At 59.6% G+C, this 22057-nt stretch carries 19 protein-coding genes and 1 pseudogene; 12 read left to right on the top strand and 8 right to left on the bottom strand.

Features of this window, described 5'->3' with window-relative positions:
- Window positions 1-133: 133 nt before the first annotated feature.
- The 6 genes from hydA to GSP01_RS09870 are packed head-to-tail and all read right to left on the bottom strand — an operon-like array spanning window position 134 to window position 5958.
- On the bottom strand, window positions 134-1522 hold the full coding sequence (gene hydA, locus GSP01_RS09895; protein WP_141353121.1) for a dihydropyrimidinase: 1389 nt from the start codon (window positions 1520-1522) through the stop codon (window positions 134-136).
- Between the two features lie 31 nt (window positions 1523-1553).
- A complete protein-coding gene (locus GSP01_RS09890) occupies window positions 1554-2207 on the bottom strand; it encodes a GntR family transcriptional regulator (RefSeq protein WP_228123679.1) in 654 nt (217 codons plus the stop codon).
- Window positions 2207-3148, bottom strand: a complete 942-nt coding sequence (locus GSP01_RS09885; RefSeq protein WP_141353119.1) for a dihydrodipicolinate synthase family protein — start codon at window positions 3146-3148, stop codon at window positions 2207-2209. The genes GSP01_RS09890 and GSP01_RS09885 overlap by 1 nt, the downstream gene beginning before the upstream one ends.
- Window positions 3145-4299, bottom strand: coding sequence for an NAD(P)/FAD-dependent oxidoreductase (locus GSP01_RS09880; RefSeq protein WP_141353117.1), 1155 nt, complete (start codon window positions 4297-4299; stop codon window positions 3145-3147). Before GSP01_RS09880 ends, GSP01_RS09885 begins: the two co-directional genes overlap by 4 nt.
- The gene (locus GSP01_RS09875) at window positions 4296-5717 is read right to left on the bottom strand and encodes an FAD/NAD(P)-dependent oxidoreductase (protein WP_141353115.1); all 1422 of its coding nucleotides are present in this window, start codon (window positions 5715-5717) and stop codon (window positions 4296-4298) included. Before GSP01_RS09875 ends, GSP01_RS09880 begins: the two co-directional genes overlap by 4 nt.
- Complete coding sequence (locus GSP01_RS09870; protein ID WP_167495525.1) at window positions 5704-5958, bottom strand: (2Fe-2S)-binding protein; 255 nt, start codon at window positions 5956-5958, stop codon at window positions 5704-5706. Before GSP01_RS09870 ends, GSP01_RS09875 begins: the two co-directional genes overlap by 14 nt.
- A gap of 136 nt (window positions 5959-6094) precedes the next feature.
- On the opposite strand from GSP01_RS09870, the gene GSP01_RS09865 reads away from it, so the two are divergent.
- The 12 genes and pseudogenes from GSP01_RS09865 to GSP01_RS09810 form a co-directional block, all read left to right on the top strand.
- Window positions 6095-6895, top strand: a complete 801-nt coding sequence (locus GSP01_RS09865) for a transporter substrate-binding domain-containing protein (RefSeq protein ID WP_141353113.1) — start codon at window positions 6095-6097, stop codon at window positions 6893-6895.
- Window positions 6892-7551, top strand: a complete 660-nt coding sequence (locus GSP01_RS09860; protein ID WP_141353111.1) for an amino acid ABC transporter permease — start codon at window positions 6892-6894, stop codon at window positions 7549-7551. The genes GSP01_RS09865 and GSP01_RS09860 overlap by 4 nt, the downstream gene beginning before the upstream one ends.
- Window positions 7548-8201 (top strand): amino acid ABC transporter permease, encoded by a 654-nt coding sequence (locus GSP01_RS09855; RefSeq protein ID WP_141353109.1) that lies wholly within the window; start codon window positions 7548-7550, stop codon window positions 8199-8201. Before GSP01_RS09860 ends, GSP01_RS09855 begins: the two co-directional genes overlap by 4 nt.
- A complete protein-coding gene (locus tag GSP01_RS09850; protein WP_141353108.1) occupies window positions 8188-8961 on the top strand; it encodes an amino acid ABC transporter ATP-binding protein in 774 nt (257 codons plus the stop codon). The genes GSP01_RS09855 and GSP01_RS09850 overlap by 14 nt, the downstream gene beginning before the upstream one ends.
- Window positions 8962-8975: 14 nt before the next feature.
- Window positions 8976-9866, top strand: coding sequence for a dihydrodipicolinate synthase family protein (locus GSP01_RS09845; protein WP_141353106.1), 891 nt, complete (start codon window positions 8976-8978; stop codon window positions 9864-9866).
- Window positions 9814-10716, top strand: a complete 903-nt coding sequence (locus GSP01_RS09840) for a transporter substrate-binding domain-containing protein (RefSeq protein ID WP_255320893.1) — start codon at window positions 9814-9816, stop codon at window positions 10714-10716. Before GSP01_RS09845 ends, GSP01_RS09840 begins: the two co-directional genes overlap by 53 nt.
- Window positions 10717-10756: 40 nt before the next feature.
- Window positions 10757-11488 (top strand): amino acid ABC transporter permease, encoded by a 732-nt coding sequence (locus GSP01_RS09835; protein ID WP_141353104.1) that lies wholly within the window; start codon window positions 10757-10759, stop codon window positions 11486-11488.
- Window positions 11488-14361 (top strand): FAD-dependent oxidoreductase, encoded by a 2874-nt coding sequence (locus GSP01_RS09830; RefSeq protein ID WP_141353102.1) that lies wholly within the window; start codon window positions 11488-11490, stop codon window positions 14359-14361. Before GSP01_RS09835 ends, GSP01_RS09830 begins: the two co-directional genes overlap by 1 nt.
- Window positions 14358-15092 (top strand): amino acid ABC transporter ATP-binding protein, encoded by a 735-nt coding sequence (locus GSP01_RS09825; protein WP_141353100.1) that lies wholly within the window; start codon window positions 14358-14360, stop codon window positions 15090-15092. Before GSP01_RS09830 ends, GSP01_RS09825 begins: the two co-directional genes overlap by 4 nt.
- 110 nt (window positions 15093-15202) lie before the next feature.
- Window positions 15203-16471, top strand: a complete 1269-nt coding sequence (locus tag GSP01_RS09820) for an ArgE/DapE family deacylase (RefSeq protein ID WP_456304015.1) — start codon at window positions 15203-15205, stop codon at window positions 16469-16471.
- 110 nt (window positions 16472-16581) lie between these two features.
- Window positions 16582-19161: a TonB-dependent receptor plug domain-containing protein gene (locus tag GSP01_RS09815; protein ID WP_218023658.1), complete on the top strand. Its 2580-nt coding sequence runs from the start codon at window positions 16582-16584 to the stop codon at window positions 19159-19161.
- 434 nt (window positions 19162-19595) lie between these two features.
- A pseudogene (locus tag GSP01_RS09810) lies at window positions 19596-19911 on the top strand (GTP-binding protein); the annotation flags it as partial.
- A gap of 50 nt (window positions 19912-19961) precedes the next feature.
- On the opposite strand, the gene GSP01_RS09805 reads toward GSP01_RS09810, so the two are convergent.
- Window positions 19962-21032: an ornithine cyclodeaminase gene (locus GSP01_RS09805; RefSeq protein WP_141353096.1), complete on the bottom strand. Its 1071-nt coding sequence runs from the start codon at window positions 21030-21032 to the stop codon at window positions 19962-19964.
- 1 nt (window position 21033) lies between these two features.
- Window positions 21034-21957, bottom strand: coding sequence for an arginase (gene rocF / locus GSP01_RS09800; protein WP_141353094.1), 924 nt, complete (start codon window positions 21955-21957; stop codon window positions 21034-21036).
- Window positions 21958-22057 lie beyond the last annotated feature (100 nt).

The following is a 22057-nucleotide window of genomic DNA, read 5'->3' as shown; positions in this document are numbered from 1 at the left end:
GGGGGGGGGGGGGGGGGGGGCGTTTGACCGCCGAGAGAAATTGCTCAGGATACGTTCTTTATAGGCGCTGTTTTCCCGTCCTGAGGAAGGTGAAGGAGAGTCTCTGATATCGTATATAGCCAGCGTAAGGGTTTTATTTCCTTTTGGCTTTGAGGAACTGGCCAGTGCCTGGCTGCGCGACCAGTTTGCCATCATTCATGGCCAGCTTGCCTCTCTGATAGACTTTGACAGGCCATCCCTGAACATTTCGACCTTCATAGGGAGTGTAATCGATATTACTTTGGAAGAGGTTGTTGGTGATTGTCACAGATTTTTTCGGATCCCATAGGACGAGATCAGCGTCAGAGCCTGGAGCAATGGTGCCCTTTTGCGGATAGAGGCCGTATCGTTGGGCGGGGGTCGTCGCGGTCAGACGAACGAAGTCTGTCAGGTCGATTTTCCCGTTATTGATGGCCGCGTCATAGAAAACGGGCAGTCTCGTTCCTAGGCCGGGCATGCCGTTAGGAATCAGAGAGAAATCCGCGTCCCGACCGTGCCGTCCCTTGCCGGCCGAGCCGTCGAACGTATAACCACAATGGTCCGAAGAAATAATGCTGATCACGCCACTGCGGATATACTGCCACATTCCTTCTTGGGCTGCTTTTGTACGCAGGGGAGGGCTACAGATATATTTTGTGCCTTCGAAGCCATCCCGCTTGAGGTCTTCTTCCGTCAGGGTGAGGTAGTGCGGGCAGGTTTCCGCGACGACCTTCACGCCACGTGACTGGGCTCGACCGATTTCCTCAGCGACTTCGGGGCAGGAAACGTGGAAGATCTGGATCTTCTGGTGGGTTAGCTCGCTCATCGTCATGGCACGATAAGTGGCCTCGCGCTCAACACAGGGCGGACGTGACGTGACATGACCATGCGGTTCGGTGCGGCCTTCGGCCAGATGTTTGAGGATCAGGTGGCGGATGGCGTCATAGTTTTCGCAGTGTACGGAGACAAGGATGTCGCTTTTGTGCGCGGCTTCTAGAACCTGCAGGAACTGGCCGTCAGAGAGGTGAAAATCGTCATAGGTCATGAAGACCTTCAGGCCCGCGGCGCCCCGTTCTGCTACGGCAGGAATTTCATCACGGATGGTCTGCTCGTCGGTCCGGGTGATGATCTGGTGGATGGCAAAATCTATGCGGGAATTGGCGCCTTTTCTGCGATAGGCGTCAAACTGCTCTACGAGTCCACGGCCGGGAACATGGGAAGCAAAACAGACGACTGTGGTGGTGCCACCCAGCAGGGCTGAGCCGGTGGCAGAAACGAAATCGTCTTCGTGGATCGTCCCGTCGGCTTCTTCCTGTTCGATATGACAGTGGCCGTCGATACCGCCCGGCAGGACGAGCAGGCCGGTTGCATCAATGGTTTCATGGCCTTTCAGGTCGAAACCGATATCGACGATCTTTGAGCCGTTTATTCCAATGTCGGCGATATATTTATCCGTTGCGGTCACGATCATGCCGTTGCGGATAACGATGTCAAAAGTCGTCATGACGGGTTCTCCTGAAATATGGGGGAGCTGTTCAGCCACCCCTGAGAATGTCCATGCAATCGGTTGCGACATTGCGCAGATGCATGACCATGGCTTCGCGGGCGCCGACGCTGTCACCGTCGAGCAGGGCGTCCAGAATGGCCAGATGTTCCCGTGTGGATGCGGGAACACGGCCGAGAGGGTAGGTGACCTCGCACAGGCGCGTCAGTGTCCGCAGTTCGCTGATCGAACGCAGCAGGACGGTGTTTCCCGAAACTCTGGGGAACATCAGATGTAGCCTGTCATCGAGCTGCCATTGGGCAGCAGTCTGCTCCGGTGTTTCGCCGAGTTCGATGACCTCCTGACGAAGGTTTTCCAGCATGCTGCGATCAAGTCTGTCGAAAGACAGGTTGATGGCTTCGCGTTCGAGAATTTCGCGGATGTGAATGCCCTGAAAGAACTCGGTGGCCGAGACGTTCCGGACCGCAAACGAGCGCGAGCCCTGCTTGACCAGAAGGTCTTCGGCGGCGAGTCGCATCAGGGCTTCTCGAACGGGGGTTCGTGAGATGTCCAGATGATCGGCCAGACGGCCTTCCACAACGGACATGCCGCTTGGAAGCTCTTTCTCGAGAATCATGCGCCGGATCTGCGTGTAGGCCAGCTCCGCAAGGTTTAATTCGCGTTCGGCCACCATGTAATCGCCCATTATGGTCCTTCCAGAGTCATTGCGTCCTGCAATGCGGCTGACAGTTCCTGCCATTCTTCCTGAGCGATGATATCAGAAGCCTTGCGGGTACGGCAGGAGGGCCATTTGCCCTGCATGACCAGGCACGCTTTCAGTCGCAGGGTGGCGCGTCCCGACGGCGCACAGCCGTAGATCAGATTGGCCAATGGTTGGATGACATCATGGACCTTGCGGGCGGCCGGGAGGTCATTGTTCTCCATCGCGCGCCACAGCTTTGCGAGCGAGACGGGCAGGATGGCTGCGAGACTGACGAGGCTGCCCGTCGTTCCGATGGCGAAGCAGGGCAGGAGATGTTCATCCCCCGAAGCCATGACATCCACATGGGGTGCGACGCGGGCGGCGAGCCTGCGGTGTTTGTCATAGGCGTTGGTTTCCCAGCTGCCTTCCTTGATGGCAACGATGCCGGGGAGCCTGAGCAGGCTTTCCAGGATTGGAAGGGAATAGGCCATGCCGCCGCTGCCGACTGACGACTGATACAGCATGATCGGGGCGTCTACGGCCTCACAGATGGCAGCATGATGAGCGATGATGGCGTCGTGGTCCTGTGAGACGGCCCATGAAAAAGGTGGAAACACGAGCAGGGCATCAGCTCCGGCTTTGACCGCGTCCTGGGCATGAAGACAGGCTTCGTCCACGTTTTCGGATAGGATTCCCGAGACGATGATGCGCTCTTTGCCAATGGTTTCGGCGGCCAGTTCCACGACGCGTTTTTTTTCCGCACGTGTCAGCAGATGGTTCTCGCCCGCATGGCCGTTGCACAGGATGCCCACAATGCCCTGGGCGCGCGTGCAGTCGAACAGGTGCTGTTTGAACAGGGGCTCATCCAGCGTCCCGTTTTCCAAAAAGGGTACCAGCGTTGCGGCATAGACACCCCGGAATGGCGTGGGAGATGCTGGGATCATGACTTTGGTCCAGTAGCTGTGGGGGTGGAGAAGCGGGTGGGGTCGAAGGCGCTCAGGTCTGGGTTACCACCCAGGATCCGCTCGGCGAGCAGCCGGCCCATATACGGGCCGCTCGTAAAGCCGGAATGGACGCAGCCGACGACAAAGGCATCGTCATCCGGCGTTAGCGCGCCGATCAGGGGCATGGCGTCCGGCGTTTCGGATTCGAGGCCGAGCCAGACACGCAAGACCTGCGCTTCGTCGAGGCGCGGAACAACGTACTGGGCCAGACGGACATTCCCGCGCAGGTTTTCGGGAATGACGCGGGTGCCGCCCTGATGAATGTTGCCTTCGCCCTGCCAGCCGCCGCCGATCAGCACGCTGCCATTGGCGAACTGCTTGAGGGATAACAGGCCATTGGCAATGCTCAGGACACTCCCCATGACTGGAGGAAGCGTCTCCGTTACGACGAGCTGGTTGATGAGGCAGCGGATCGGAATGTTGTATCCAAGCCACCCCAGCATTTTCTCGAGCCATGCTCCGGCACTGAGCACGATCCTGTGGCCATGCACGGGCTGGGCACGATTGGAAACCCGGACGTCATAGCCGCCGCCAGTGGCGTGGGTAATGGTCTCGACCGGACTGTTTTCGATGATCGTGACGCCGGCCTGCCGGAGTGCACGGGCATAGGCTCCCCCGACGCGGTAGGCTGGGATATGGCCGTCCAGCGCACAATAGGCAGCGGCGCGGAGGGTCGGGTTTACGCCCGGTTCGATCCGGACTGCCTCTTGGGGAGAGACTACCTCGATGGGGGCCCCCATATCCTGTCTGACCCGTGCACGCTGGCGCAGAAGCTCTTCTTCGGCTTCGGTGAAGGCCATCGAAAGCCCTGGTGTCGCCAGGGCCCCCACATCTTCGCCAAGCCATGCGGTGCTGTTGAGCCACATTTCACGGCCGCGGATGGCATGAGGGATGAGCTGGGCGCGGGTCATGTGCAGGGTCAGGGTGCCTGCATTGACGCCGGATGCGGCTCGGAACATGTCCTGTCTGTCGATCAGCGCCACCTTCTGGCCGCCGCGCGCGAGGAAAAGCGCGGTCGTGGCGCCCATGACGCCGGCACCCACGATGACTATGTCAAAAACATCCGCTCTGCTTTGCAGGGCTGGGGTCATAGCGGAGCCGCCTTCGGAAGGGGAATGTCGGAATAGGCGAAGGTCCCGGTCACGGCTGTGAGGGGGAGAGGGAAGAAGGGCATCCGGGCTGTGAAGCTGCCTGCCTCTTCGGGCGTGTTGCCACAGGCCGCAGTCAGCAGGCCCCGGGCGCTGTCCTCGCACATTCGGCCCTGACAGGGCCCCATACCGCAGCGTGTCCAGGCCTTGAGCTGGTTCAGGTCTTCGGCTCCGGCCTCGATGGCGGAGCGCAGGGTCACGGCTTTCACCCGCTCACAGCGGCAGACGATAGTTTCGTCTTGAAGATGGGCGGGGATGGCGCTCCCGGCGTTCATTAAGGGAAGCATCCGGCGGGAGACGGCTTCGAGACGGCGCAGCTGCCGCAGGGGCGCACGTGTGAGAGTTTCGTAGGTTTGGGCGGAGATCCCCCCTCGGTCCTGGGCGATGGCATGGGCTGTGATTAGGCCCCGCAGACGGGCCACGGCCATGCCGCGGATGCCCGCGGCGTCGCCCGTGACGTAAAGATCGGGGTGGCTGGTACGACCGGCAACATCCGTAACGGGCTCGAGGTAACCACCAATGGGATCATGACGGTGCTGGACACCGGCCGTGCGTGTGATGAGGGTTGTAGGTTTGAGCCCATATCCGCAGGCGGTAGCCTCGGCAGCATAGACGTGGCGGCGTTCGGGATGATCCATGTCGCTGACTGTCAGGAGAAGGCCGGTTTCCGTTTCCTGCGCCGTCGAAATATGGGCGCGGTGGTGGATCGGAATGCCAGCTTTCCGGAGGCGCAGCATCCAGCTGGTGGCCTGCGTCAGACGGGCGGGATCCAGAGACAGCATGGCGCCGAGACGGAGCCAGTCGGAGCGGTGGCCTGCATCCACGATGGCGGCGACCTTGCCACCCAATTCAAGCACCTGATGGGCGACCGAGAACAGGAGGGGCCCCGACCCCGCCACCACGACGGTCTGGCCGGGTAGGGTCCCGCCGTCGCGCATCAGGATGCTGGCGCCCGCAAGCCCGGTGATGCGGGGCGTGGTCCAGCCCTGGAACGGAAGGAAACGTTCGGTTGCGCCATTGGCGACGACGACGGTCGACGGGGGCAGTTGATCGATACCGTCCGGCCCGATCAGGTCAAGGGTCAGGGCGGGGGACAATCCCCAGACGCGGGTGGAAAAACGGACATTCACCGGGGATGCGGCCAGTTTTTGGCGCAAAGCGTCGCCGCCGGAAAATTCGTGGTTGGGCGGAACCGTCTTGCGGGCATAGGGGGAGGGCGCGCGGAAGATCTGACCGCCTGCAGCCGGCTGTTCGTCAATCAGGGTGACGGGAAAACCATGCCGGGCGAGCGCGATGGCGGATGTTGTACCGGCGATACCTCCACCGATTACGGTGACGGGGGAGAAATCAGGACTGAACATAGGGCGTGACGGTCATGTTCGGGAGGACTGGAGCCTTGCAAGCATAGGCGACGGTGCCGTCGATACGGACGCGGCATTCCTGACAGCTTCCCATGAAGCAGAAGGCACCGCGCGGTGTGCCATCGACGCCGGACTGGCCGAGTCCCGTGATTCCGGCGCGCCTGAGGGCTGCTGCAACCGGTTCTCCCTCGATGCCTTCGATGGCCTGGCTCAGGAAGGTGAAGGTGACGGATTGCATCATGTTTCCTATCGGGATCGGTCCGGAGAAGAAATTTCTTTTAAAGGGTTTTCTATCGTATACAGAACGTATATCTGGATTAGATCAGTGATCGGGCAACCGCAACCCCAAAGTCGCACAGCATGCAGGGAAACCGTTCTTGAGAACGAATTGGAACAGTCTGTTGCTGGGGCTCTGCGCTGTTTCTGGCGCTTTGTGGAGCGAGGGAGCAGGGGCGAGGGACAGCGCTGCCATCCGGGCGAGCGGGCACATCAACATCGGTGTGGAGCCCGGGCTGCCTCCACTTGGGGAATATGACGATCATAACGAACTCGTCGGATATGATGTTGATATCGGCCGCGAGGTTGCCCGGGGTATGGGGGTTGAGCCGCGTTTCGTAACACTCGCGTCCAGCGGACGCATTCCCTATCTGATGGCCGGGAAGGTCGATATCGTTCTCGGTGGCCTGACGCGGACGCCAGGTCGTGCGGAGGTCATCGCGTTCTCACGGCCGCTTTATTCCGAACAGTTTGCAGTCATCACACCCGAGGATCGGGGCGTTACATCCTTCTCTGATCTTGAATCGGGCGCGCATCGTTTGGTCGAGGTGCGGGGCTCAACAGCTGTTGCCTATCTGCAGCAGCGCGTTCCCGAGGCGCCGATGCTACTTTTGGAAAGCTATGCCGATGCCATTCGAGCTCTGGCTCAGGGGCGCGGTGATGCGATGGTGGATGTTATTGAATATGTCGGCCATTACCTGCCGTCTCAATCCCAGGTTCATTGGCGGATCATTCGGGGATTTGCGCCTCCGGTAGGGGATGACTGCATCGGAATGCCGAAGCAGGACGTAACTCTGCGCGCGGATGTGAACCGTATTCTCGTCGCGATGGAGCATGAGGGGCGTCTTGAGCAGATTTACCGCCGGTGGTTCGACCCGGTTGCGACGGAACGTGCGCCATGACAGGGCTAGACTTCCGTCCCGTTTTTGCGCGTCTGCCGTTCCTGATGGGGGGTGTTGGCGTGACGGTTCTGATTGCGGGGTTGGCCTTCGTGTTAGGCTTGTTGATGGCGGTCGGGCTGGCGGTTGTGCGTTTTGAAAATCAGGGGACATTGCGCACGCTCAGCCGTAGTTACAGCACAGCCCTGACCAACACGCCGCAACTCTCGCAAATTTTCGCGGTTTTTTACTGTCTCCCGCTGATGGGGCTGATGGTCTCGCCGTTTCTGTCTGTCGTGATTGGTATGACACTCAATGCGGCGGCCTATCTGGCAGATATTCTCGGTGCAGGAATGGCGCGGGTGCCTCCGGTCTATCATGAGGTTGCGCTGACGCTGGGGCTGAACCGGCGCCAAACCTATCTGCGGGTGATCTTGCCCTATGCAGGACGCACAATGTTTCCAGCGCTGGCCAATCACTTCCAGATCATGATCCTGGGCAGTGCGATGGCGTCCATTTTCGGCGTCGAGGATCTGACCGGCCGGGCCTATGATATCGGATCGACAACGTTCCGGATTCTTGAGGTCATGCTCGTGACGGGCGCTCTGTATGCCGTGCTGTCTTTTGCTCTGACCGGCATGTTTGCCCTGTGCCGCCGGACGATGGAGCGAATGGTATGATTGCGTTTTCGCATTATGACATCGCGCTTCTGCTACAGGCGATGGGCCGGACGGTCGAGTTGTCGCTGGGTGGCGGTGCTCTCGGAATTGCCGGGGCTATCATCCTGACGGCGCTGCGACTGTCGGATCTGCGCTACATCTTTCCACTACGGATGCTGGCGGTGGTGTATGTGCAGACCATACGGCGCATTCCGTTCATCGTGACGTTGTATATCGTCTTTTTCTGCGCGGGCATGATGGGTGTGGACGTGTCCGCGACCGTTGTGGCGATCGGCTCTATCGGGCTGATTGCGGCAGCCTATCTCTGCGAGATCCTGCATGGCGGTGTGAAGACGGTTCCGGTAGAGCAGATCGAGGCGGCGCTGGTACTGAACCTGCCGCTCTGGGCGCGGTGGCGCTACGTGATTGGCCCTCAGGCGATGTCCGCTATCGTGCCGCCGGCAGTGGGATATCTGGTTCTGTTCATCAAGGACACGGCGCTGGCCTCGCAAATCGGGGTCGTGGAGCTGAGTCAGGCGGGAGTGATCCTGTCCAACCGCGGGTTGCCCGCGGCGCAGGTCTTCTGCGTGGTGCTGCTGCTTTATTTCGCCGTTTCCTATCCGCTGACCTGCCTTAGCCGCCTGCTGGAGAAACGCATTGCCGTACATTGATGTCCGCGACGTCTGCGTCCGTCACGGGAAAAACGAGACCCTGCGTCATGCCGGGTTCGAGGCCGAGCGCGGAGAAATCGTGAGTTTTATCGGGCCGTCGGGTTCGGGAAAGACCACGTTCTTGCGTACTCTGATCGGGCTTCAGCCGGTCTGGCAGGGACGGATGGGCGTTGACGGGCGGATTGTAGATATGGCCGTTCCGGCATCGGCGCGCATTCTGCGGGAACAGGCGGCAATCGTGTTCCAGCAATACGGACTGTTCGGTCATATGTCGGTTCTGCGGAACCTGACGCTGGCACCAACGGTCGTGGCGAAGCGTTCGCGTCGGGAGGCCGAGCATGAAGCGCGTGCGCTGCTGGAGCGTCTGGGGCTGGCGGACAAGGCGGACGTGCTGCCAGCCGATCTGTCGGGCGGCCAGAAACAGCGTGTGGCGATTGCGCGCGCGCTCATGCTTTGCCCGTCATTGCTTCTGCTCGACGAGCCGACATCGGCGCTCGATCCGCACAAGGTGCGCGATGTCGGCGTGCTGCTGCGCGATCTGGCACAGGACGGCATGACCATCATTCAGGTTTCACACGCGATGGCTGTCGTTTCATCGCTGTCGGACAGGATCGTCCTTTTGGAGGACGGTCAGGTTAGCGCTGTCGGAACAGGGCGCGGGGATGCGGCGCAACAGCCCGATATCGCGGCGTTCATGAATACCCATGGCGGTGAGGCCGCCACGGACCCGACCGGATCGCGGTCGGACCCGGAACATTGAGGAAGGAAAGACCCATGAAGTTTCGTGGCACATATACCGTCATGATCACGCCTTATGACAGTGAAGGACGCGTTGACGTTCCGGGGCTGCGGCGCTTCACCGACTGGCAGATCGCACAGGGCATTGCGGGCCTGATCCCGCTGGGCTCAACCGGAGAATTCCTGTCGCTGACGGATGACGAACGCACGCTGGTTGCACAGACCGTTATCGAGCAGGCTGCAGGCCGCGTTCCGGTTTTCATCGGCACGGGCGCCGAGAATACATATGACGTGATCCGCTATAGCCAAGAAGCCGAGAAGCTTGGGGCGGATGGCGTGATGATCATTCCGCCGTTTTATTCCACGCCGACGGACGACGAACTGTTCGTCCATTATCGCCGGATTTCAGATGCAATTGGCCTGCCGATCATGCTCTACAACAACCCGGCCACGGCGAATGTGGATCTGAAGCCGGAACTGGTGGCGCGCCTGTCCCATATCGACAACTGCTGTCTGATCAAGGAATCCACGATGGATGTGACCCGCGTGCGGGATATCATCCGGCTGTGCGGTGACCGGCTCTCGGTTTTTGGCGGCATTATGGGCTTCGAGAGCTTTCTCGAAGGGGCGATCGGCTGGGTTGCAGTGGCCTCCAACGTGGCGCCTCATGTCATGAGCGAGATTTTCAATCTCTGTGACGGTTACAAGGATATCGGCAAGGCCCGCGAGATGTATTTCCGCCATGTCCCGCTGATCCAGTTCGTGGGCGGTCAGGGCTATGTCTCGGGGACGAAAGCCCTTCTGAAGCATATGGGCTTCGATGTGGGTGGTCCGCGCGCGCCGCGTTTGCCGCTGCCGGCTGAGGATGATGCGCGTGCGTTCCAGATCGTCCGCGATCTGGACCTGCGGTTCGAAGAGCGCGCCTGATATGGGGGGTAGCCCTGTATCCTGTCTGATCCGGGGAGCAGGGCTGCTCTGTGCAGCCCTGGCGTTCGGAGCGCAGGCCGCGCCATGCCCGGAGGAGGTCAGCGGGCTGATTTCTCCGCAGCATCTGATCATGGCGACCAATCCGACGCTGCCGCCCCTGCAATATGTGACGGTGGACGGGCAGATCACCGGGATGCGGATGGAACTCGGGAATGAGATCGCACGCAGGCTGTGTTTGACGCCGGTCACGCTCTCGACGTCCTTTGCGCAGCTTACGCTTGGACTGCTTGAAAAGCGGTGGGACGTCATCAATACGGGGATGTTCTACACTGCCCAGAGGGCGCGGCTGATGGAAATGATCCCCTATGAAATTCAGGCGATCAGCGTGTCTCTCAACGACAATTCTGCCCGGCACCCCACCCGGCTAGAGGATCTGTCCGGCTCTTCGATCGGGGTTGAGATGGGCGGGATCGAGGAGCACCATGCCCGCGAGGCCGATCAGGCCCTGCGGAACGCCGGGCGTCCGGGTTTTAATATCAAGACGTTCCAGAACGTGGGCATTGCCTTTGCTGCTCTGCGGGCGCGGCAGGTGACAGCCGTGTTTTCCATAGATGCGGTGGCAAGGCGCAATGCGCTTCAGGGCGGTGTAAGGCCGGTTCTGAAGGGGCTGTATCCCACCCCCGTTGCCTTGGCGCTGAGGGATCCGGCTTTGGCGCAGCGATTGGCGGATGTTCTGGAAAACATGCGTGAGGATGGAACACTGGACCGCCTCATGGCGCCTTATGGTGTCTCGCCCTTTCCCGGACGGATTACGGTTTCAGGACCGGCCCATCCGTCCGACACACCCTGATACGACACACTAATTCGATATACGAGCACGGGGCATCGATATGCAGATCTGGAGCTGGAACGGCTTCTTCACCTATCTCGGCAGCCCTTATATTTTCCGCGGGGCACTCATCACGGTCTATATGACGGCCGTCTCAATGCTGATGGGGTTTCTTCTGGGGCTGCTGCTTGCCGTTATGAAACGCTCGCAGCGTCGTTTGCTCTCGTGGCCCGCGCGGTTCTATGTCTGGTTTTTTCGAGGTACGCCACTGCTGGTCCAGCTTGTCGTGATTTATGCTGGACTGCCGAAGCTGGATATCCGGCTGAGCGTAATGGCGTGCTCAATCATCGGGCTGACGCTGAACGAGGCGGCGTATCTGGCGGAAATCATCCGTGCGGGTCTGAATGCCGTGCCGACCGGCCAGATCGCGGCGGCACGGGCGCTGGGTCTGAGCGAGCGGCAGATTGCCTGGCGCATCGCGTTTCCGCAGGCGTTCCGGCTTATTATCCCGCCGCTGGGTAATTCGGTGAACGGGCTGCTTAAGACAACCAGCGTGACGTCAGTCATTTCCATGGAGGAATTGATGCAGCGCAGCCAGATTCTGGTGCAGGACCAGTTTATGGTTCTGGAACTCTTTTCTGTAGCGGCCCTGTATTACCTGCTGATGACGACTGTATGGGATTTTCTGCAACGGCGGATCGAGCATTATGCGGAGCGTCCCTATCGCCGCCAGCAGCAGTCTGCGGCAGTCGATCCCATCGAAATGCCTGTCACGGCGCAGGACGCACGCTGATGTCGGATTGTCTGAGTTTTACGTTCAATGACAGGCCTGTCTCTGCGCAAGCCGGTCAGACCCTGACGGCAGCTTTGATGGCTGCAGGCCGGATCGTGCATCGCACAGCTCCTGACGGGTCAGGGCGCGGACCGTTCTGCGGGATCGGGGCCTGCCAGGATTGTCTGCTGGAAGTGGACGGGCAGATGTCGCGCCGGGGTTGCATGACGCCGGTGCGGGACGGCATGCGGGTCCGGAGCAATGACTGTCTCCCGGATGCGGCTGTTTCAGCGCCCCTGTCGGGGGGTGAAGAGCGGCTGGCCGAACATGTCTGCGAGGTTCTCGTGGTGGGCGCCGGGCCGGCGGGGCTGGTGGCCGCGATGGAGTTGGCACGAGGCGGTGTGGACGTTCTTGTCGTGGATGAGCGTCACATTCCGGGCGGCCAATATTTCAAGCAGAATGCCGTGCATCCAGAGCAGCAGGACGATCAGGCGCGCAAGGGGCGGCACCTGATTGACGCCATGCGGGCCAGTGGTGCACGTCTGTGGCACGACACGCTCGTATGGTGCGCCCATCGCGAGGACGGCACGCTCGTCATCGGGGGGCTGCGGGATGGCGAGGCGTTCTATATCCGCACACAGCACATCATCGTGGCAACAGGTGCGCAGGAGACACCCGCTCCGCGTCCGGGCTGGACGTTGCCGGGCGTCATCACGACGGGAGCGGGACAGACGCTGCTGCGAGCCTATGAAACAGTCTCTCCGGGCCGGGTCATCATTGCTGGAAACGGGCCGCTCAATCTTCAACTTGCTGCGGAACTCGTCGATCGTGGAGCCGATGTGGTCGCTGTTGTGGAATCAGCGTCTGCGCCCGTGAAACGGCCTGTTCTGGCTGGGCAGCTTTCTATGGCGGCGCCACGTCTCGCTCTTGCCGGGATGCGGCATCTCTGGACGCTGCGCCGGGCAGGTGTGCCTGTGCTGTGGGAGAGTGTCGTAACACGGATCGAGGGCTCGGCCTGTGTTGAACGTGTGACGGTGAAGCAGGCCGGAGCAGAAGCGCGTTCGATCGAGGTCGATACAGTTTGTCTTGGCGACGGCTTTGTCCCGGCCAGCGAGTTGCCGCGTCTTCTGGGTTGTCGGCAGGACGTTCGGGGCTGGCCCGTACCTCACCCCGAAACAGGACGACAGCCCGACGGGCGGACCGATCAGACGGATGTGTCCGTCATCGGCGAGGCGGGGCGTTTTGGAGGAGCTTTTCTGGCGCAGGCCCAAGGCAGACTGTGCGCGGCGCGGCTGCTGGAGCGTTTCGGAAAGATGCTGCCCCCCGCTCTGAAACGCAGCCGGCAGATGTATCGCGACAATGCGCGCTTTCAGGCCCTTCTGTGGAAACTCTATCAGCCGGTTGGGCTGCTTCCAGTGCCGGAAGATACCACCATCCTGTGTCGGTGCGAATGTGTGACGGCCGGGACTGTCAGGGCACGAGTGGCCGAGGACGGGATTACGGATCTGGCGGCCCTTAAACGGGCAACACGTGCCGGGATGGGGCGCTGTCAGGGGCGGTTCTGTCAGGCGTCGCTCATGAAGGTCCTGCCCGAGCCGAAAAGCGAGAAGGACTTTACGGCGCCCCAGATTCCCCTTCGTCCGGTGCCAGTGGCGGCACTGGCGCGCCAGAAGCCGGAATGGCAGGGGCATGTCCGGGTCTCCATTCCTTCGGGTCTGGGGCAGGTTGTGCAATCGGCTTCTGGCACCGCGGAAACCGTGGATGTCGTGGTCGTGGGCGGTGGGATCGTCGGGCTTTTCGCCGCGCTCTTTCTTGCGGAGGCGGGGAAGAGTGTGGTGGTGCTGGAACGCGGGCGTGCCGGGGCGCTGGCCTCGGGCGGTAATGCGGGCAGTCTGCATGCCCAGCTCATGGCGTTCGATGCCAGCGCGGATACGGATGGACCGTCAATGCCCGCGCGGACGCTGGCCTTGCAGCGGGAATCCATCCGGATGTGGGAGGCGTTGCGCGGAACGTTCGACCGGGATCTGGAAATCAAGGTCTGCGGTGGCCTGGTCGTGGCGGAAACTGAGTCCGACATGGAGCGTCTGCGCAGCAAGGTTGCGGTCGAGCAGTCTCTGGGTGTTGACGCGCGGATTTTGGATCCGGGTGAGCTTCATGGGATCGAACCGAACCTGAAAGCAGGGTTCCTTGGTGGCGCGTATTGCTCCGAGGAAGGCAAAATCAATCCCATGGCAGCAACGCAGGCCGTCCTCGCCCGGGCGCGCAAGGCGGGTGTGCGGGTTGAGGAACTGACGGCCCTGTCCGCAATCGAGCGCGATGGAAGCCAGTTCCGCGTTAGTGCGGGTGCGGTAAGTTGGTCAGCCAGGGCCGTAGTGAATGCTGCCGGGGCCTACGCGGGAGAGGTTGCGGAGCTGGTCGGGAGGCGCCTGCCGGTCTTTGGGGCGCCGTTGCAGATGATCGTGACCGAGCCTGTGGCTCCGCTGGTCTTTTCGCTTCTAGCGCATGCCAGCCGTCATTTGACGCTCAAACAGGCTGCAAACGGCTCTCTGCTGATTGGCGGAGGGTGGAGTGCCGGTCTGGATCCGGTGCATGGTCATCCGCGTCCGCTGCGGGAGAATCTGGAAGGGAATCTCTGGGTTGCCCAGAGGCTCATTCCGGCTTTGGGCGCGGTGAATGTTGTCAGGAGCTGGGCTGCGATGAACATCGATATCGATGGCGCTCCGATCCTTGGGGAAAGCCCCGATGTTCCGGGATTCTTCACTGCGGTGACGGCCAATGGTGTCACGCTTGCGCCGGCTATGGGGCGGCATGTCGCGGATATGGTTCTGTGCCGTTCCGAACGTCCCGATCTGGAGATCTTTTCTCCCGCACGTTTTTATGGAGATCCGTCATGATCACGCTGGACAAGGTGACGAAATCATATGGCGCCTTTCAGGTGCTCAAAGGCTGTTCGGCGGAAGTCGGGAAGGGAGAAGTAGTCGTTGTCTGCGGGCCGTCAGGTTCGGGCAAGTCCACGCTCATCAAGTGCATCAATGCGTTGGAGACGTTCGAAGGCGGCCAGATCTGGGTTGATGGCATGGCCGTGCGGTCTGCGCAGACTGATCATTCGGCGCTGCGGGCAAAAGCGGGGATGGTGTTCCAGAGCTTCGAGCTGTTCTCTCATTTGAGCATTCTCGACAACATTATGCTGGCGCCTCGACTGGTCCAGAAGCGTGGGAAGGATGAGACCCGCGAGCATGCAAAAACCCTTCTGCGCCGGGTCGGGCTGGAGCGCCATGCGGACAAGTATCCGATCGCTCTTTCCGGTGGGCAGCAGCAGCGTGCGGCGATCGCCCGTGCTCTGGCGATGAAGCCGGAGGTGATGCTGTTCGATGAACCGACATCGGCGCTCGATCCCGAGATGGTGCAGGAAGTTCTTCAGGTCATGACGGAGCTGGCCCGCGAGGGCATGACCATGATGTGCGTGACACATGAGATAGGATTCGCACGGCAGGTGGCGACGCGGATTCTGTTCGTGGATGCGGGCGAGATTGTCGATGACTGTCCGGCCGCGGACTTTTTTGCGGGTCGTTGCTCGGCGCGGGCCCAGGCTTTTCTGCGGTTTGAAGCCGGTCATCCCGGATAAGAAATTTTTTTTACAGTTTAGACAACATTCCGCTTCGAGATCGAATTCAGTTCGTATACAAAGAGAATATGAACTGAGGACGAAAAGGCGATCCGGTGGGAGAAGGCGCTGTGCTGGAAAAGACTTCCTGTTGCAAGAAAACTCTGACCGAGAGTCTGGGCTGTGCTGTCGACCGGGATTTCGAGACGCGGCAGGTACCGTTTCTTCAGGAGCTTGTCAGGGTTCCTTCGGACAATCCGGCCGGTGACTGCGCACCACATGCCCAGTTCTCTGCCGGGCAGTTGCGGGATCTTGGATTCGAAGTCGAATGCCATCCTGTTCCCCGTGATTTCGTGGAACGTCACGGAATGCAGAGCGCAATCAATCTCATCATCCGGGAACGTTTCGGGGACGGTAAGGGGCCGATCATTGCCCTCAATGCACATGGCGACGTGGTACCCCCTGGCGAAGGATGGATTCACGATCCCTATGGCGGTGTGATTGAGGGTGGGAAACTCTATGGTCGTGGGGCTGCGGTCTCCAAGTCCGATTTCGCAACCTATGCGTTTGCATTGCGGGCGTTGAAGGAAGTTGCTTCCGATCTCTCCGGAACCGTCGAACTTCACCTGACCTATGATGAGGAAATCGGCGGCCATGTTGGTCCGGGCTGGCTTCTGTCTGAAGGGCTGAGTAAGCCGGATTATGTCATCAGTGCTGGTTTTACCTATGACGTGATGGTCGCGCATAATGGCAGCCTTCAACTTGATGTTGCTTTTACCGGCAAGGCAGCTCATTCCGCATGGCCCGAAACAGGGGCGGATGCCATCGAAGCGGCCAATCGTGTCATGTCAGCGCTGTATGCCTATCGGGATGGGTTGGTGAAGGCGGTCTGCTCCATTCCTGGAATTGATACGTCAACGCTCGTTATCGGAACGATTGAAGGCGGGGTGGCAGCTAATGTCGTTCCCGAATATGCGAAATTTCGCCTGGAACGCCGGATCCTTCCTGACGAAAAAGCGGCCGATGTCGAGGCAGGGCTACGTCAGATCATTCTGGAGGCGGCAGATGTTCCGGGGGTGCAATGCGTCGTGACGCAACATCTGCTGGCGCTGCCTCTGGTGCCGGACGCGGGTCAGGCTCCGCTGATCGCAGCGTTGCAGGATGCTGCGGAGGCTGTTTTCGGGGAGCGGATTGCCGTGAAGGGCATGCCACTTTTCACGGACGCCCGGATTTACAGTAATACGGGTTACCCCACTGTTCTGTATGGAGCCGGACCGCGCCGGCTTCAGGACGCCAATGGCCACCGTGCGAATGAGCATGTGGCTCTTGAAGACATGCGCCGTGCGACGAAGGTGATTGCAAATGCATTAGCCTGCCTCCTGCGCCCCGAAGCCATGTAGTCCCGCCTCTGAAATAATTCCACCGCGCAGTCGTGGGGCCTGCGGTTCCTGCTGTGCGATCTGACTATTCCGACTGATATCCCTGTCTTGCCAGGGCGATGGAGCCGATCATGAACATCAGAAAACTTGCGCTTTATTCGACTTTTCTTTCCGTCAGTTTCTGTACTGGTTCGGTTGTTGCCGCCACGACAAAGGCCACTGCAGGCCCCGTGAAGGCGTCGGTTCACAAGGCGCCCGCCAAGGTAGCGCCCGTGAAGGCAGCTGCGCCTGCAAGGAGGGTAGTAAAGGCCAGGAATGCGCCGTTTGTCGCAGGGGGCGAAGAGGGCGTGATCGTGACCGGCACGCATGCCACGAACCGCCATGCCCGTCAGAGCACGAGCCCGATCACGGTTCTGTCCAGCGCGACGCTGCGTCGCTCAGGTATGATGAACCTCGCCGATGCGCTGGCGAAGACGTATCCGTCCATCAACATGAGCACGATGGGCAATGATGCCGGCGCACTGACATCTTTCATCCGGATGCGCGGTCTGAATCCGAACCAGGTCCTGGTTCTGGTGGATGGAAAGCGCCGTCACACCACGGCCAACATCAATGCAGATGCCGGTCCGAACTTTGGTGCGACGCCTGTGGATCTGAACATGATCCCGTCGAACATGATCGATCATATTGAGGTGCTCGAAGATGGTGCGGCTGCGATGTATGGCTCTGACGCCATTGCGGGCGTGGTGAACATCATTACTAAAAAGCAGGATCATGGTCTGAACATGAGCGCCCAGACGGGGGCGAATGCCTATAACGGTGATGGCTGGCAGTACCAGTTGAACGCCGATGGCGGCCTCAAGCTGGGCAATGACGGGTATGTCCATATCTCGGCACAGGTTTATCATACGGATCATTTCGTCACGAATACGGTCGACAACCGCCTTGCAGGCTATGTTCCTGCAGGTGCTGCAAACGAACTGTATACGGGCTCCGTCAAGGTACCCAAGAACTCCAACAAGATCATGAGCACGCCTGAAGAGACGCGCGAGAATCTGGGTATCGATTTCGGTAAGAGCCTGACTGAGAACGTCCAGTTTTACGGGCAGATTACCTACGCGCACCGTCATGCGGAAGCATATGAAAATTATCGCGTCCCGTCCGGCTCGAGCGCCAGCAATCCGGAACTGTTCCCCTACGGTTACTCTCCGCTGGAGACAATCGACGAGAACGACTACGCGGCGACACTGGGCCTGAAAGGTAGCCATTTTTTCGGGTTTGACTGGGATCTGAGCAGCACCTGGGGCGAAGATCTGGACAAGATTTCAAACAAGAACACCACCAATCCGAACATGTACGCGGCTACGGGTTACACACCGACGACCGTACGGACCTCCAATTTCAGTCTGGCACAGTGGACGAACAATCTCGATCTGCGCCGGAACTTCAAGATTGCCAATGTGGTTCCTGTCACGGTTGCTTTCGGCGGCGAACATCGTCTGGAACAATACACCATTCAGGCGGGCGAACCTGCGTCCTATGAATATGGTGGCACTTCGGCGCTGGCGGGTCTGACGCCGCAGGATGCCGGTAAGTGGAGCCGTGATGTCTGGGCGGGCTATCTGGATGGTGATTTCCATCCTCTGAAGAACTGGGACCTCGATTTCGCCGGTCGCTTCGAACACTACACTGACGTCGGAAACACCGAGAACGGTAAGGTCTCTACACGCTACGACATCACCAAACGGATCGGCCTGCGTGCAACCATCAGCAACGGTTTCCGCGCACCGACTATGGCCGAACAGCATTACAGTGCCATTAATGTTGGCCCGACATCGGTGCTGGGATTGTTGCCGGTTTCGTCTTCCGAAGCACGTGCGACGGGTGCGTCTCCCCTCAAGCCCGAGCGTTCGACCAGTGCGACCGGTGGTATCGTTCTTGAACCGATTGATGGCTTTCATATCGAGACGGATGTCTATCAGATCAACATCCGCGATCGCATCGTGCAGGGTGGCAACGTGACGGGTGCGACTGCGATTTCAGCATTGGAAGGCATGGGCGTTTCGCTTCCGGCCCTGACGCAGCTTTCCGAAAACGCGGTGCAGACCTATTATTTCACGAACGGGGCAAGCACTCGGACGCAGGGGCTGGACATCAAGGCGGATTACATGTTCCGCATGCATCGCTACGGCAATCTGACCCTTTCCATGGCGCTCGACCTGAACCGGACGCGTTTGACGCATAACGGTATGTCTGCTACGGGATCGCCGCTTCTGAATGCGCAGAACATTGCCTATCTGACGACGGCCTATCCGCGCAGCAAGATCATCCTGAATGCGTTCTGGACGATCGGAAAATGGGACGTGAACCTGCGGCAGACGCGTTACGGCGAGACGACGGACATGATGACCTATCAGGACTGGACGCCGACGGCCGCGATCTGTCCGATCGACGGCAAGCAGCTTCAGCAGTCCAGCAGCTGCTTCGCCCAGTTCAAGAATACTCCGCGCTGGCTGACGGATCTTGAGATCGGCTATCGTGTAAATTCCCGTTGGCATCTGGCTGTGGGTGCGAATAACATCTTCAATATCCGTCCCCGCAAGCTCCCGGGTGATCTGAACCAGCTTGGTGGCAACCCTTACGATACGTTCTCGTCGCAGGTTCCGATGACGGGTGGGTACTACTATGGACGTGTTAATTTAACGCTCTGATATCAGGGGCGGTTTGAACAACTCATGTTTTGAGCGCGGAAAGGTTATCCTTTCCGCGTTTTTTGTGGATGCCATGAGGCTCAGGCTTAATCCAGAAGGCGCACAATATCCGAGAAAAGAAGCTTTCTGGTCTGGAGCCAACTTTTACAGAGTTTCTGTTGGTATGAAGCGCCGAAGAGGGGCACCGTGGCTCCTCTTCGGTTCTTCTCAAAGGATAAGAACAACTTACGGTAGAATAGAAAAAACGTATATTCCGTTATCGTTTCTAATTTGGTTGGATTTTCTCTCTCAAGGTGATCTGCTGATTTCTGGAGGTCACCGGGAACATTCCGGATGCCTGGATTGAGCGACAGGTACGCGGGACACGAACGGCAAGGATATCAGCCGATTTAAAAGGTCTCCATTCCTCTAAATGCCTTTTTGCTCACCTGCGCGGGGCTCTCCCGCCGGCACGGATCAAGGGGATCGAAACAGGCGGCTGCCCCCATACGGCCATCCGCGAAGACGCCAGCATCAATCTGGCAGGCGTCGCTGAATTAACGGAGCATTTCGAGGGGCTGGATCTGATGTTGGTGGAAAGCGGAGGCGATAATCTGGCCGCGACCTTTAGTCCTAAGCTGGCCGATCTACGTTTCGGCTGGCGACAACATTTCTCGAAAGGGCGGACCCGGCATTATCCGAAGCGACCTGCTGCTGCTCATCAACAAGATTGATCTTGCGCCTTACGTAGGTGTCGATCTGGGCGTGCTCTAAAAGTCTGTTTCGGCTGCCTCTGCGAGAGGGGCAGCCGGAGCGGCGCTTCAGGCCATGTCCGAACCCTTGGAGCGCTGAAGCATACCGAACAGATCGCGCGGATCATCCGGATCGGCCAGCATATCGAGCTTCTCATACAGGCCGGTGGCGTCCAGCTTATCGCGCACATAGCGCAGCGCCGAGAAATCCTCGATCGCAAAACCCACGGAATCAAACAGCGTGATCTGGCTCTCACTGGTGCGACCCTTGGCCTCGCCGTTGATGAGCTGCCACAGTTCCGTCACTGGATAGTCTTCAGGAAGCTGCTGGATCTCGCCTTCGATGCGCGTCTGCGGCGGATATTCCGCAAAGATGGAGGATCGCAGCAGGATATCGCGCTGAAGCTCCGTCTTGCCCGGGCAGTCCCCGCCCACCGCATTGATGTGAATCCCCGCGCCAACCATGTTGTCGGACAGGATTGTCGCGCACTGCTTGTCAGCCGTGACGGTCGTGATGATGTCCGCCCCGTCCACAGCCTCTTCGCTGCTGCCGCAGATCGTGATGTCGAAACCCTGTCCGCTCAGGTTGCGAGCACATTTTTCTGAAGCTGCGCGCTCCAGATCATACAGCCGCAGCGCACGAATTCCGACGATCTCACGGAACGCCATGGCCTGGAACTCGGACTGCGCACCATTGCCTATAATGGCCATCGTTTTTGCGTTTGCCGGTGCCAGATATTTTGCAGCCATGGCCGACGTTGCTGCCGTGCGCAGGGCCGTCAGCAGCGTCATTTCGGACAGAAGCGTCGGATAGCCCGAAGCCACATCCGCCAGCATGCCGAATGCCGTGACAGTCTGAAGGCCTTCCTTTGTGTTTTTGGGATGGCCGTTGACGTATTTGAACCCATAGAGGCTGCTGTCGCTCGTGGGCATCAGCTCGATGACGCCCTCGGCCGAATGCGCGGCCACACGCGGGGTCTTGTCGAATTCCGGCCAGCGTTTGAAGTCGGACTCAAGATACTCGGCAAGCTCGCGCAGGAATGTCTTGATCCCGATGGTGTGGACGAGCGCCATCATGTTCTCGACCGAGACGAACGGCACGAAGGCGAGATGGGAAGGGGCAGGGGCGGAGGAGGGCATCTCAGTAGGTCCTTGTCTTGCGTTCGAGAACACGGCGCCCAAAGAGACTGGCGGCCAGATCAGTCATGAGCAAGGCGGTCTTGGCGCGGACGTCGAGGAACGGATTGAGTTCCGCCAGATCCAGTGACGTCACGAGCCCGCTGTCATGCAGCATCTCCATGATGAGATGCGCCTCACGGAAGGTCGCACCGCCATTGACGGTGGTGCCCACGGCCGGCGCGATGTCCGGGTCGAGGAAGTCCACGTCCAGACTGACATGAAGGCGGCCATTGGCAGCGCGAACGCGCTCCAGAAAGCTGTTCAGCGGACCGACGATTCCTTGCTCGTCAATGGCGCGCATGTCGAAGACGGTGATGCCGATTTCCGCAACGTGGCGCTTTTCGGCCTGATCGACTGAGCGGATGCCCATCATGCACATATTGCGCGGATCGACAGGCGCGACAGGCGCTGGAAAGCCCTCGAACCCCGATTGTCCCGTGAAATAGGCGACAGGCGTACCATGCAGGTTGCCGCTCGTCGTCGTATGTAGCGTATGCAGATCCGTATGAGCATCCAGCCACAGCACGAACTGGGGCTGCCCCAGATCCTGCGCATGACGCGCCACACCTGAAACCGTCCCGGCGGACATGGAGTGATCTCCGCCCAGAAAAATCGGGACGTCGCAGGCTTTCGCCATCTCATAGGCCCGTTCACCGACGCTTTTCGTCCATGCGATGATTGCGTCCAGATTGCGTACGGCAGGGTTGGAATGGCTCACATCCGGCATGGCTGCGGGTACGGCGTCTCCCACATCTTCAACCTGACATCCGAGTTCCTGCAGGATTTCGGGCAAACCCGCGATGCGGAAGGCCGTCGGACCCATGATGCAGCCTCTTTCGGAGGTTCCGCTCTGGGTGGGGACTCCCAGAATCTGGCACGTCTTCATCTCAACTCCTTTCCGATACTCTGCGCTGGGCTTCAGCCCTAACGCGAACAATAGCTGATAAACCTGTCGAAGCGCTCATCCAGACTGCTTTTGAACAGAT

The organism is Gluconobacter sphaericus NBRC 12467, assembly GCF_006539125.1.
Lineage (GTDB): Bacteria > Pseudomonadota > Alphaproteobacteria > Acetobacterales > Acetobacteraceae > Gluconobacter > Gluconobacter sphaericus.
Note: the sequence above shows the minus strand (reverse complement) of the source record. Positions and strands in the feature narration are given on the sequence as shown.